This is a genomic window from Aliivibrio fischeri ATCC 7744 = JCM 18803 = DSM 507 (assembly GCF_023983475.1).
GTDB lineage: Bacteria > Pseudomonadota > Gammaproteobacteria > Enterobacterales > Vibrionaceae > Aliivibrio > Aliivibrio fischeri.
Map to the genome: position 1 here is coordinate 1,769,940 of NZ_CP092712.1, position 12,348 is coordinate 1,782,287.

At 37.6% G+C, this 12,348-nt stretch carries 12 protein-coding genes; 3 read left to right on the top strand and 9 right to left on the bottom strand.

Annotated features, from left to right (window positions below; all coding sequences use genetic code 11):
* Positions 1–46: 46 nt before the first annotated feature.
* From AVFI_RS08130 to AVFI_RS08140, 3 genes are all read right to left on the bottom strand, one after another.
* Positions 47–1,519 (bottom strand): bifunctional NUDIX hydrolase/phosphatase PAP2 family protein, encoded by a 1,473-nt coding sequence (locus AVFI_RS08130; RefSeq protein WP_188863767.1) that lies wholly within the window; start codon positions 1,517–1,519, stop codon positions 47–49.
* Between the two features lie 7 nt (positions 1,520–1,526).
* Positions 1,527–2,003, bottom strand: coding sequence for a GNAT family N-acetyltransferase (locus AVFI_RS08135; RefSeq protein ID WP_054775992.1), 477 nt, complete (start codon positions 2,001–2,003; stop codon positions 1,527–1,529).
* Positions 2,004–2,118: 115 nt separating this feature from the next.
* Positions 2,119–3,438, bottom strand: a complete 1,320-nt coding sequence (locus tag AVFI_RS08140) for an outer membrane protein transport protein (RefSeq protein ID WP_017018542.1) — start codon at positions 3,436–3,438, stop codon at positions 2,119–2,121.
* A 399-nt stretch (positions 3,439–3,837) separates the two neighbouring features.
* Here AVFI_RS08140 and AVFI_RS08145 point away from each other — a divergent pair, with 399 nt between their 5' ends.
* Positions 3,838–4,512, top strand: coding sequence for a phosphatase PAP2 family protein (locus AVFI_RS08145; RefSeq protein ID WP_188863771.1), 675 nt, complete (start codon positions 3,838–3,840; stop codon positions 4,510–4,512).
* Here AVFI_RS08145 and AVFI_RS08150 read toward each other — a convergent pair.
* The gene (locus AVFI_RS08150; RefSeq protein WP_017018540.1) at positions 4,509–5,390 is read right to left on the bottom strand and encodes a LysR substrate-binding domain-containing protein; all 882 of its coding nucleotides are present in this window, start codon (positions 5,388–5,390) and stop codon (positions 4,509–4,511) included. The genes AVFI_RS08145 and AVFI_RS08150 overlap by 4 nt on opposite strands.
* A 329-nt stretch (positions 5,391–5,719) precedes the next feature.
* Between AVFI_RS08150 and AVFI_RS08155 the strand changes: the two genes are divergently transcribed.
* The gene (locus AVFI_RS08155) at positions 5,720–7,021 is read left to right on the top strand and encodes an anaerobic C4-dicarboxylate transporter (protein WP_188863768.1); all 1,302 of its coding nucleotides are present in this window, start codon (positions 5,720–5,722) and stop codon (positions 7,019–7,021) included.
* Positions 7,022–7,062: 41 nt separating this feature from the next.
* Positions 7,063–7,773 (top strand): cysteate racemase, encoded by a 711-nt coding sequence (gene cuyB, locus AVFI_RS08160; protein ID WP_054775993.1) that lies wholly within the window; start codon positions 7,063–7,065, stop codon positions 7,771–7,773.
* Here the strand turns inward: cuyB and nrfF are convergent.
* From nrfF to nrfC, 5 genes are all read right to left on the bottom strand, one after another.
* Positions 7,770–8,219 carry a heme lyase NrfEFG subunit NrfF gene (gene nrfF, locus AVFI_RS08165; protein ID WP_054775994.1) on the bottom strand — a complete coding sequence of 150 codons (450 nt, stop codon included), beginning with the start codon at positions 8,217–8,219 and terminating at the stop codon, positions 7,770–7,772. The two genes, cuyB and nrfF, sit on opposite strands and share 4 nt — an antisense overlap.
* The gene (locus AVFI_RS08170) at positions 8,219–8,746 is read right to left on the bottom strand and encodes a DsbE family thiol:disulfide interchange protein (RefSeq protein WP_069581942.1); all 528 of its coding nucleotides are present in this window, start codon (positions 8,744–8,746) and stop codon (positions 8,219–8,221) included. The genes nrfF and AVFI_RS08170 overlap by 1 nt, the downstream gene beginning before the upstream one ends.
* Positions 8,743–10,629, bottom strand: coding sequence for a heme lyase CcmF/NrfE family subunit (locus AVFI_RS08175; RefSeq protein ID WP_188863769.1), 1,887 nt, complete (start codon positions 10,627–10,629; stop codon positions 8,743–8,745). The genes AVFI_RS08170 and AVFI_RS08175 overlap by 4 nt, the downstream gene beginning before the upstream one ends.
* A gap of 74 nt (positions 10,630–10,703) precedes the next feature.
* Positions 10,704–11,660, bottom strand: a complete 957-nt coding sequence (gene nrfD, locus AVFI_RS08180; RefSeq protein ID WP_012532895.1) for a cytochrome c nitrite reductase subunit NrfD — start codon at positions 11,658–11,660, stop codon at positions 10,704–10,706.
* A gap of 1 nt (position 11,661) precedes the next feature.
* The gene (gene nrfC / locus AVFI_RS08185) at positions 11,662–12,348 is read right to left on the bottom strand and encodes a cytochrome c nitrite reductase Fe-S protein (protein ID WP_017018534.1); all 687 of its coding nucleotides are present in this window, start codon (positions 12,346–12,348) and stop codon (positions 11,662–11,664) included.

The window sequence follows — 12,348 nt, forward strand, 5'->3', positions numbered from 1 at the left end:
AGACAAACAAGGCCACATCAGTGATTCACTGATGTGGCCTTTTGAATTATCGTTTAACGAACTTATTTTCGATTACCTTAGGCAACCATGCGGCATAAACAAATAGGCCAAAAATAACGGTAAAATTACCAATAGTTCTAATTACCAACACATTCAAACTACTCGCTTCAACTTGTGTTAATAAATAATTCACGCCATACCTAGCTAACATTACACTCAATACAATGGTTATTAATGCAATTAATTTTACTTTTACATCCGTAATAACTTTAGGTTTAGAACACATAATCGCAGCGACGACACCCCAGCATATTGCTGCAGCATATAGGTAATTAACATACGCCATAACAAACGCGATACCACTAATAACCACACTTAGCAGTAGCCAAAAATGTAACCCCCCAATCACTTTGTATAATAAATCACCATGTTTTTTCTGCATATTTGAGAAATGATAGAAAACCATTCCACCCAAACACAAACCAACAATGGCATCAGAGACAAAATGAACACCGAGCCAAACTCGAGCAATTGATTGTCCTATTATTAGAATAATGAAAATGCATGCGTACCGTTTTAATATTTTTTCTGAGAGTGGTAATCTTTTTAAAATTAAATAAAAAGTACCGTAAATCACAACAGATAACATACTGTGCATACTTGGCATACCAAAACCAACGGCTTCAGTTAATTGCAATTGCGGTATATACACAAAAGGACGAGGTAAACCTAAACCTTGCTTTGCCAACCCTGTCAAAACTATCGATAAAATAATGCCAAACAATAAGGTTAAAGCCGAATTTCGACCAAAATAAACCAACGCTATAATAACGAAAAAGTAGAAGAAGCCTTCCTTGCCAGTTTCGTTAATTAAGGTGAATATCGTTTTAACACTCAGCGTGACCACTTGCGGTAATTGATCTATTTTCGCGCGAAGTGACGAGAGTAAATCTAATTCAAACTGATGAACTTTAGGAGCTTGGTCTACAAGATTGGTTACCCACAATATTTTATTTTCTGCGCTCGCTGTATCTAAAGACCATTGTTGTAATAACGGTAATTGTCCCGGATAACGATATTTATGTTCTGGGATCTTATAGACTTCACTTAAATAGACAGCTTCAGTTTCTATACCGTAATGAGGAGCAAACCACGAAGGTATACGAAATAAGCCATTAATGGTTTCTAGATCAAACGCAACAATATCGGATTCACTTACACAACGAAATATTGCTGCTGTTTCATCCTCGATAAGCAGCTCTTTAGCTGTAACAACTAATCCCGTTTCTTCCCATACCTCTCTTTCTGCTGCTTCTTGAGGTGTCTCTCCTTTTACTTTATCAATAGTCCCACCTGGAAGTGACAATTTTCCAGTGATTAACTCTTCAACTAAAACAATATGGCTACCATCACCAATAACGCACACCGCGCCCTTAGGCTGTACAATATTCGCTGATGCGCTGTGCATTGAAAATAGAGATAAAATGAATACAAATATGTTAAATAGTGGCATTTTCATTCTTATATTACCTATTCAATGGCTTACGTAAATAATGAATATGATCATGCAACCCTTGTTTATTATAGAATTCCAATGCCCCTTTATTAAAATCCCACACTTCGACAAAAATTTCTTTTACACCATAATCTTTTAATTCTTGTTCTATTCGCATCATTAATTGCTCAGCAACACCTTCGCGTCGATATTCTTTTTCAATATATAATTCATCTATGGTTGCCATCATTACTGGTTTACTCACCGTTGAAATTAATTCGCAAAAATGACCAGTAACAAATCCAATAATGGTGTCATTCATTTCCGCCACATACACCATACATTCTGGATCATCTAGATATCGAGCAATACTTTTCTCTTCTTCGATTTCAGAAGCAGTTTTGAATAAACCTGGACATTGTTGGTGATGTTCATCGTGCAATTTATACATCAGTGAATTTAAACAATAGAGATCGGTCTCTTTTGCTCGACGGATAACTGGAGCCATGTAAATACCAAATGAGAAATGAGGTGTAATTAGAGCATGTTTACTAAACAAAAAAAAGGCTCGGAATAATCAGAGCCTTGAATCATTGAGGTGCATAGCAATTTTATGAGTTATTTTAGAAACTATGGCTCAATTGAATAGCTGCCAACACCGCATTAGCATGTGTGGTTGCTGTAACCGCTGGTGCAGGAAGTGACTCTTCAATGAACTCATGAACTTCAACATCCTCACCAATTAGATAAGTAAAGCCAAAATCAATGGCTGTATTTGAGCTCCAATTATAAGTAAACCCAGCAGAAAACCACTGACGATCTGAATCAGGAATAGAAATAGATGTTAACTCATCAACAGGAGTTTGGTCGTACATATAACCCGTACGCAAAATCCATTTGTTATTTAGGTAATGAGTAGCGCCGATAGAATAATGGTAAGAATCTTTCCAGTGATACTCTTTAATCGTATCGTATTCAGTTTCGATTGTATCAAATGCAGACCAACCGACCCACTGAATACTATAATGAATCGCCGTTTTATCTGTAATCATATGAAAGCCTGAAAACTCGGCAATATCTGGTAACGGAAGGTATATTTTATCGCTATTTTTACCTGTTAAAGCAGAAGGTGCATAATATACATCACCTTCTGCTTCTATTTCAGGGCTGTATTTATAGCTAAATCCAAAACGATTTTTCTGATCAAATTCATACACCATACCGATATTAGCACCTAAACCAACACCAGTTGCATGAACATCAAGCGCATTTTCTTTTAATACAAGATTACCTACAGGAGCTCCACCAACTGAAGCCCCTACATTAACGTCAATATCTCGGTATAAGTCCCCTACACCATATATAACATCTATTCCACCACCTACACTCAGATGTTCATTAAGACGATAGGCTATGCTCATTCCTAGATTCATACTTTGAACACTGGTTTTCCCACCGAAAATTGGAGCTTCATAATTAGATTTAAACTCAGTTCCTGTACCAAAGTTAGAATATGCAGAAACACCTACAGCCATTTTTTCATTAATCGGATGTATATAATAAAAATTCGGGACAACTGCTGTTGGCGCAATACCATCAACATCATTCATTGAAACTGCTTCATATGAAGTGGACGCTGTAATGTTACCAAAGATAGGTTTATTCACATCAACTTCAGGACGATAATACGTACCATTTTTCACTGTTACATCTGGTTGAACTATGGTCATACCGACAGAGATTGCATCTTTATCAAACATCGTCATCGCCGCCGCATTACGGCTTAATACCGAAGCGTTATCTGCAATTACCGCCTCACCTGCAAATGCTCGACCTAAACCTGTAGCTGAGTGCTCATTTACTTGAAATCCTCCAGCCATAGATGTTGCACTAATAAATAAAGTACTCGTTGCAAGCAGCGTACGCGAAAATGTTGTATTCATAATTGTGTTATATCCACTTTGGACAAATCAAACCGAACTTTATTTAAAAGGAAATGTCTGAAATTTGCTGTGTTATTTTTTTAGGGAAAAAGTGTAACAGCATGTGTATCGTCAGAAATCTGACCAGTGTTTTTTTGACGATTATTTAAAGGAGCTCTGACAATGGTTAATAAATTTGAGAATTTATGTAATCAAGAAAAGAGATATAAATCACTGACTTTGTTATCAAATAGAGCGAATACTCTATTACATCACCTTTTTATTACTTTAGCTTGACTTGCCTAGGCCTCAGGAAGTTACACTACTCCCACTCATTTACTCTATGATTTCATTATGACTTTTTCATTTTCGCCTAAAAACAGAATTTACGAACTCATTGCGCTAGGTTTCTTTTCATTAATGATGATTTGCGTTTTATTATTAACACCAAAACCTGACTTATTTGAACCGTTATCAACAAATGTAAATGCACTACTCAATTTTTTAAGTAACTCTGCCGGAAATCCATTTTTTCTTGTTACTACTTTTGTTCTTTGTCTTATTCCTGTAATTAAACGCCTACCAAGAAAAAAATTGGCATCGCTATATGTGCAATTTGCTTTGTTGCTGGTGTTAAGTTTTGCTCTTAAAACTGGATTAAAATCAGCAACAGAAGTGCCCCGTCCATACAGCTATGCATTAGCAGAAGTAGGATTAGTCGATAATGCAGCCAGTTTTTATCAATTAGAGCCAGCACTTAAAGATGAATTGATTGAACGTATCGCTTCAAAAGTGAGCTCTGCCAGAATCGAACAATGGCACGGTGAAACTAACTATGCGTTTCCATCTGGTCATACGATCTTTGTTGCTATCTGTATTTTGTTTTGGGGTGGTTTTTTACTGAGAAATAATCATTACATCACAGCTGGTATATTACTTACCTGGGGGGTTGGTGTAGGGTTCAGTCGTATTTGGCTTGGAATGCATTGGCCAACGGATTTAATGGCTTCAACTGTTTTAGCTTCATTACTCATATTTTGCGTACCAACTATTAATTTTGAAAATAATCACCAAGTAAGTAATACCGTAAATTAAGCATTTAAATTACATAAGATACTCCATACTTTCTCGCCTGCAGGATGTAATCTTGCTTGATAACGATACGCATAATATTCAATAGGAAGTCGTAGTAATTGATCACCAATTATTGCGACTTTTTTCTGTGCTAACTCTTCTTGAATACTGTAAGCGGGCAACCACGCGATGCCTTGTTTATTCAGGACTAATATCTTCAACATATCAGTCATTGATGACGAAAAAATAGGCGTTAGCGCCACTTTCTCTCTTATAATTTCTACCTGTCTCCCCATATAGGATGTCGAACTATAAGTTAACCATGGTACAGAATGTCCAGATTCAAAATCATAAACAGAGTTACCCTCATCATCACACGCACTTACAGGTAACAGCTCCGTTTTTGCTATAAGTTGCGATTGATAAGGTGGTAAACGTAAAATCTCATCATCAAAAGCCAATAATATGTCGCACGCCCCCTCTCTTAACTCTTTTGTCGCTTCATCTACATCAATGGCTTCAACACTTAAAATCGGTTTATAATCCCCCTCATTAAACCCTTGTTGTATCTTAGGTATTAAGCTTGTAGCCAAAGAGTGTGCCGCTGCGATTTGAACTACATTTCCACCTAATTGAGATAAATCTGATATTTGGCTTATGCCAGCTTCAATCTGATTAACCAAGGTTCTTGCGGTTATTCGGAATAATTTACCACTTGGTGTTAACTCTATCGGCTTACTCTTTCTATCAACTAATTCAGCACCTACGGTATCTTCTAATAGACGAATTCTTCGACTGAATGCAGGCTGAGTGACATTTCTCAATTCCGCGGCTTGTGAGAAATTTTTCACTTTTGCTAGCACTAAAAAATCTTCTAACCATTTACTTTCTACATTCATTTCAACCTCATCCAAGCATTCTATTTGAGATAGTTATCACTATTCCGAAACTGCATTATCACTCCTATTAAAAAAATTTAATGTCGATAAACCCTAAATATTCGCTTTAATTTTCGAGTTATCTGCCTTTTATGTTTAAAAAAAACATCAAAAAAGTAGTTACCGAGATCAAGTTCAACTCTTTTATCATTTAGCTATGCCGATTTGGCATGATGAAACAATTCTTAGCATTTAACAAAACACATACCGACTGACATGATTTATTTAGCTTATCCATCGCAAGATGAATTAAAAAAAATCAATTACTTAAAATTTAAATAGGATGTTTTATGTCGGTAATAATTGAAATCTCAGTAGTGTTAATTTGCATCTACTGGGGATTAAAAATGGGTGGCCTTGGCGTTGGTTTGGCTGGTGGGTTTGGTCTTGCGGTGTTAACGCTTGGATTAGGTCTTGAACCTAGCGCGCCTGCTATTGATGTTATTCTTATTATTATGTCTGTTGTGACTGCTGCTTCAACCATGCAAGCTGCGGGCGGTATGGAATGGCTAGTTCATCATGCAGGTAACTTAATGCGCCGCCACCCAAAATACATAAATGTATTAGCTCCAATCATTACTTGGTGCATGACGATAATGGCAGGAACAGGGTATACGGTTTTTTCAACTCTTCCAGTTATTTCTGAAGTAGCAAAAGAGATTGGTGAAAGACCATCAAGACCTTTATCTGCCGCAGTTGTAGCTTCACAAGTTGCAATTTCTGGATCTCCTATCTCTGCGGCTATGGCGGCTATGATTTCAATCATGGAACCAGCAGGAGTCAGCTTCTTACAAATTATGGCTATCTGCTTACCCGCATCTTTCATTGCAGCGATGGTTGCGGCGTTTGTTGCCTCTCGACAAGGTTGTGAATTAAAAGACGATGTGGTGTATCAACAAATCCAAAAAGAAGATAAACAACAAGTTACTTCCACAACAAAAGAAATTGATCCTAAAGCTAAATATTCTGTTTTTCTTTTTGCATTAGCTACCTGTGCCATTGTTCTTTATGCCGCTATTCCATCGCTACGACCTGCTTTTCCAAGTGGCGATATCATGACGACACGAGACATCATTATTGTCAGTATGTTTGCCGCAGCATGTCTAATGGTGCCTATGTGTAACATTCACCCAGATCGTATTATTAAAACCACGACGTTCCGTTCAGGAATGAGTTCTGTAGCGGTTATTTTAGGTATTGTGACCATGGGCTCAACCGTTGTTAATGCTCACCTTCCTGAGATTAAAGAATTTGCAGGCTCTCTACTTAACTCTTACCCAATGTTGCTATCACTTGTTCTTTTTGGAACCTGCACATTATTAATGTCACAAGGTGCAACTACCCCATTAATCGTTCCTTTAGCGCTGAGTTTAAACGTTCCACACTGGGCGATCTTAGCGTCATTCGTTGCAGTAACAGGCGTGTTTGTTCTACCGACATACCCTACCTCTCTTGCGGCTATAGAGTTTGATTCAACAGGCTCAACTCGAATGGGAAAAAACATCTTTGATCATCCATTTATGTTACCGGGTCTAACGGGTGTCATTGTTGCCATTGGCTTTGGTTTCTTACTCGCTCCAGCAGTGCTTTAACACTTACTACAACACGTATTTCATTTAAAGGAGTAAATATTATGAACAAGAAATTAGGTATTTTAGGCGGTATGGGACCTTTAGCAACGGTTGAGTTTATGTTGAAGATCATTAGCCAAACCCCTGCACATAATGACCAAGAACATATTCCGATGGTAGTAAGTAGCGTTCCACAAATCCCTGACAGAACGGCTTTTATTATGGGACATGGCCAAGATCCTTATCCTGAATTAAAGCACAGCTTTGAACAACTTGAGCAATCTGGCGCTGAATGTATTGTTATCCCTTGCAATACCGCTCATTACTGGTATCCACAACTGAGTGCGACTAGCCATGTGCATACCATCAGTATCATCGATAGTGTTGTTCAAGAAGCGCAGGCTCGCCGATATAAGACCGTTGGTTTATTAGCAACGACGGCGACAATGAAAGCCAGAATGTATCAACAAAAGCTTAACCAATATAATATTGATGTTATTGAAACTGATGACACTCAACAACGTGATGTCATGCAGGGTATTTATGAGGTAAAAGCAGGTAATGTAGAAAAAGGAAAAGCGTTAATGCTACCGGTATTTAAATCAATGCTCGCTCAAGGCGCAGAGGCGGTTATCTTAGGCTGTACTGAAATACCTGTTGCTCTGGCCGAGCAAAACCTCAAACAACCACAACAATGTTTAGATTCTCTTGAGATCTTAGCCAAGTGTTGCGTTGATTGGTCTTATGAAAAACAAACCGCTTTAGCAAGTTAACGATTTCTTCTTACTGAATTCACCGCCATGATGCAAAAAACGACAAGTAACAATAATGGTAATAACCAAAGTACGTATGTTTTAGCATTCAATGGCGGTTCATATAATACGAAATCACCAAATCGATGCGTCATAAAAGCAATCACTTCATCTTCACTTTTTCCTGCTTTAATCTGTTGATACACAGTTAATCGTAAATCTTTAGCTATTGGTGAATTAGATTCTATTAAGTTTTGATTTTGACATTGTGGACATCGCAAGCGTTTAGCCAGTTCAATCGCCTGCTTTTGTTGCTCTTGAGAATCAAACTCAAACAATTCAACACTTTCAATCGTCTCTTTATCTGCGGAAACAAATAGACCATTGCTACTATTTGATGAGGCATTGGCTGAAAACACACCCAATAAGCAGAGCAAATACAACAATGATTTAAAAGAATGCTTCATTATTTTTCCTCAAAAAAACCAGCAAATTCACGTTGCCACTTTTCTTCATTCAACGCACCAGTAAATCGATGTAATATTTCACCTTGTTGATTAATTAAAAACGTCGTAGGCGTACCATAAACACCCAAGTCCATCGCTAAAATTCCTTGAGGATCATAAATAACCGACTGATACGGGTTGCCAGTTTGCTCTAATACATGTTTAGCTGCACTTCTATCATCACGATAATCTAAACCTATGATAGGTATTCCTTGGTCTTTTAATTGATGTAAGAATTGATGCTCTGTTTTGCATATCCCACACCACGCTGCCCATACATTAAGTAAGGTGAGTGGTTCATTATAAAAATGAGCTTCTGTTACATGCGTAGAAGCTTCAGTTAGATCTGATAATTTAAAAGCAGGAACCATTTCCCCCACCATTGCCGTAGAGCCTGAGGATTCCTTGGTCTCTAGACCACTTAATAAAATAAAAAAAACCGCAATACACAAAATGATAGCAGTGAGAACTTTAACTATTTGCTTCATGCTGTTTTTCTCTTTCTTTTCATCATTGCAACTAAACCACCAATGCACATTAATATCGAACCAAACCAAATCCATCTCACGTACGCTTTATATTGAAGTCGCAACGCAAAACTTCCATCCTTTAGCTTCTCACCCAGTGTAACGTATATATCACCGTGCCAAAACCAGTGCATTGCCGGCTCACTCATATTCATCACTCGTACTTGATAATGTCGACGTTGAGGGTGAATATTCGCTATCTCTTTCCCACTTTCATAAATACGTAAATTCGCTTGCTCTGCAGTATAATTAGCACTAACTAATAGCTCAGTCTCTTTATAATAGATGTCATAATTCGCTAGCTTCGCACTCATTCCAGGTTCCATTTTTGCACTGGCTTCAAATGAATGATAACTGTTCATCGCAGCACCAATCATAACCATCGCCACCCCGATATGTGCGATCGCCATACTTAGACTTTTACCCGTGGACAGCTTTATCCCCCACACACACCCAATAATAACCGCGATAGAGAGAACCCATACGGTAAGAGGAATAACATAAATGCGATGATATTGAAGTTTATAAATTAGTATTCCGCTAATTACAGCGATACTTACTAAGATAATTGTATTTTTTACCGTCGCAACTTCTGTTTTCTTACGCCACCTAACAAAAATAGACAACGCCATCATACCGAGTGCAATAAGCGCCATAGGAACAAAAAGTAAATTAAAATAAGGAGCCCCTACTGATATATTTCCTAATCCTAAAATCTGGAAAATCATAGGATAAAACGTGCCAAGTAATACGGTAATTGTCGCAATAGTAAATAAGCCACAAAGGACTAAGAACATAAAGTCACGGCTGATAAATTGACGAATAGGCTCACTCTGAATCTGTTTACTCTTTAATGAATAAAGACCAAATGAAAATAGCATAGTAATAAACAAAATCAGCAATAATATGATGCCTCTTGTTGGATCTACTGCAAACGCATGAACGGATGTTAATACACCAGAACGAACCACAAAAGTACCCAAAATACTTAAGCAGAATGTAACTAATGCTAAAATAAGTGATGTTTTTAGTAATAGCTTTCTTTTATGGCTAGCAATTAATGTGTGCAGTAATGCTGTCGAGGTTAACCAAGGCAACAAAGAAGCGTTTTCTACTGGGTCCCAAAACCACCATCCACCCCAACCTAATTCATAATAGGCCCACCATGAGCCAAGACTTATCCCGCCAGTCAATAATGACCATGCTAGCAATGTCCAGTTTCTCGCATAGTCTACCCATTCAGATGGGACTTTTTTCATCATTAATGCAGCGAGTGCAAATGAAAAGGTAGCGGCAAAACCAACATAACCGAGATATAACAATGGGGGATGAAATATCAATCCAATATCTTGCAACATTGGATTCAAATCTCGTCCTTCTAAAGGAGTATTGGTATAAATAATAAAAGGATTAGATGCAAATAAAGTAAATGCTGAAAAGATAACAATTAATCCATTTAATATTAAAAGAACTCGTACTAAATAAGATTGTTCAATGCTATTTCTTTTTAATGTAATTAAACCTGCCCATAAGGTGAGTGTTAATACCCAAAATAGCAATGAACCTTCATGCCCACCCCAAATCGCAGCAATTTTAAAAAATACAGGTAATTCAGAATTAGAATGTTCAGCAATATATCGAATAGAGAAATCATCAATATAAAACCCATAACCTAAAGCGGATATTGATAAAATACAGAAAAGAGTTGTTAATAATGAAAGTGGGAAAATAGATACGGCCCAATTGTCTTCATTTCTAAAAATACCGTAACTAGCTGTCACACAAGCAACAGCAGACAACACCATAGTGGTTATTAACCAAAATTGTCCAATTTCAGCAATCATATTGCTCCATACATTTTTCACATAAAAGCCATGCTTATGCTCATAATTATTGGCATAAGCATGGCATTACCACATTATACGACCGTCATTTGTCCTGCATACAACACAAACGTACGAAGCATTAATACACCAATTAAACTTAATGATGTCACAACAAAAATAAACCCTTTACCGTGAGCCAATTCCTTTGGAGCAAACGCATTCAAAGTTAAAGGGGCGATCATACCTAAACCAATAACGCCAACCCAGAACCATGTTCCCCAAAAACCACCACCAATAGCAGCCCAAGCAGCAGCTTCGCCCTGCCCTCCACTAAAGATTAAACCAGTAAAGAAGGTAACAAGTACGAACAGCTCAAACAGTACAACAGGTCGTTCAAAGTTATGGATCCACTTCACCGAATGGCTATGACTTGGTTCTTTAAAGCCTAAAATACCAAACAGTAAACACGCCGCTGCACCAGACGATAAACTTGAGAACAAGAATAAAATCGGCAATACCGGGTTATTTAACATTGGATACGTTTGTAATGCAGATAATAAGAAACCGGTATAAGCCGCAAGCATAATAGCAAGCACAGCTAAAAAGATTTCTAACGCATTTTCAAACTGTTCAATCTTAAGCAAGATAGTATCGATAAAACCAAACTTTCCTTTTAGAAAGCTCATGATATCCTTTCTAAACATCACGCCAAGCCAAGCAAATAGCACAGCCATATACACTTGGAATAGAATAACCCCCATCGACATCACAGATGTTGGGTTAAAGAAAATCATAATTTTCCAAAAAGAGAGTGGTTTGGTTAAGTGGAAAATCAAAATGGTTAAACCTGCAATAATGCCAAATGGCGCTAAAATTGCGGTTGCTTTGATAATACCGTTATCTGCTGGGTTACCTTCAATCACTTTACGTTTTAAGTAAATCGATATCATAACCGCACCAGCAGACATACCGGCTAAGAAAAGGTAGATCGCAATGATCCAATCCCATACTAAAGAGTCGAAATTAAACGCTGCTTCCCATGCACTCATCTTAAATCTCCCCTTTTAAATATGGAATCTTATACAATTTAGGTTTGGTACCTAGATCCACTTTGTCACGGTATACCGGATTCGTATTTAATACGGCATTTATCTCGCTATTTTTGTCATTGAGATCACCAAAAGTCAGTGCTTTTGTTGGACAAGATTCAACACAAGCCGGTTGCTTACCTTCTGCTAAGTTTGTTTCACGGCAAAAATCACACTTATCTGCCGATTTAGTCACAGGATTAAAGAAACGGACTTGGTACGGACAAGCAGCCAAACAATAGCCACAACCAACACATTTTTCGTTATGAACATCAACAATGCCTGTTGTTTCATCTTTATATGCAGCGCCTGTAGGACACACCATTACACAAGGGGCATTTTCACAATGTTGACACGATTTACGAGTAAAACGGTATTCAACATCAGGAAACTCACCTTTAGGCTCACTACGAATGATTTCTAAACGTGTTACCCCTTCAGGAACACGGTTTACTTCTCTACATGCTTCCGTACATGCTGTACAGCCGATACACGCATTTTCATCATGAACCATACCATAACGCTTTGAACCATCTTCCATAGAATACGCTAAGGTTTTTTTACTGTTTATTAATGATGTTGTCGCGACACCTGTTGTGAAAATAACCGCACCAGAACCAGCTAAAAAATTTCGTCTAGAACAACTCAT

What these genes read in the sequence shown, in the direction of transcription:
- nrfC (WP_017018534.1), bottom strand. Translation starts at nt 12,348, where the DNA reads ATGAGTTGTTCTAGACGAAATTTTTTAGCTGGTTCTGGTGCGGTTATT.
- AVFI_RS08175 (WP_188863769.1), bottom strand. Translation starts at nt 10,629, where the DNA reads ATGATTGCTGAAATTGGACAATTTTGGTTAATAACCACTATGGTGTTG.
- cuyB (WP_054775993.1), top strand. Translation starts at nt 7,063, where the DNA reads ATGAACAAGAAATTAGGTATTTTAGGCGGTATGGGACCTTTAGCAACG.
- AVFI_RS08140 (WP_017018542.1), bottom strand. Translation starts at nt 3,438, where the DNA reads ATGAATACAACATTTTCGCGTACGCTGCTTGCAACGAGTACTTTATTT.
- AVFI_RS08145 (WP_188863771.1), top strand. Translation starts at nt 3,838, where the DNA reads ATGATGATTTGCGTTTTATTATTAACACCAAAACCTGACTTATTTGAA.
- AVFI_RS08150 (WP_017018540.1), bottom strand. Translation starts at nt 5,390, where the DNA reads ATGAATGTAGAAAGTAAATGGTTAGAAGATTTTTTAGTGCTAGCAAAA.
- AVFI_RS08155 (WP_188863768.1), top strand. Translation starts at nt 5,720, where the DNA reads ATGTCGGTAATAATTGAAATCTCAGTAGTGTTAATTTGCATCTACTGG.
- AVFI_RS08170 (WP_069581942.1), bottom strand. Translation starts at nt 8,746, where the DNA reads ATGAAGCAAATAGTTAAAGTTCTCACTGCTATCATTTTGTGTATTGCG.
- AVFI_RS08135 (WP_054775992.1), bottom strand. Translation starts at nt 2,003, where the DNA reads ATGGCTCCAGTTATCCGTCGAGCAAAAGAGACCGATCTCTATTGTTTA.
- nrfD (WP_012532895.1), bottom strand. Translation starts at nt 11,660, where the DNA reads ATGAGTGCATGGGAAGCAGCGTTTAATTTCGACTCTTTAGTATGGGAT.
- AVFI_RS08130 (WP_188863767.1), bottom strand. Translation starts at nt 1,519, where the DNA reads ATGAAAATGCCACTATTTAACATATTTGTATTCATTTTATCTCTATTT.
- nrfF (WP_054775994.1), bottom strand. Translation starts at nt 8,219, where the DNA reads ATGAAGCATTCTTTTAAATCATTGTTGTATTTGCTCTGCTTATTGGGT.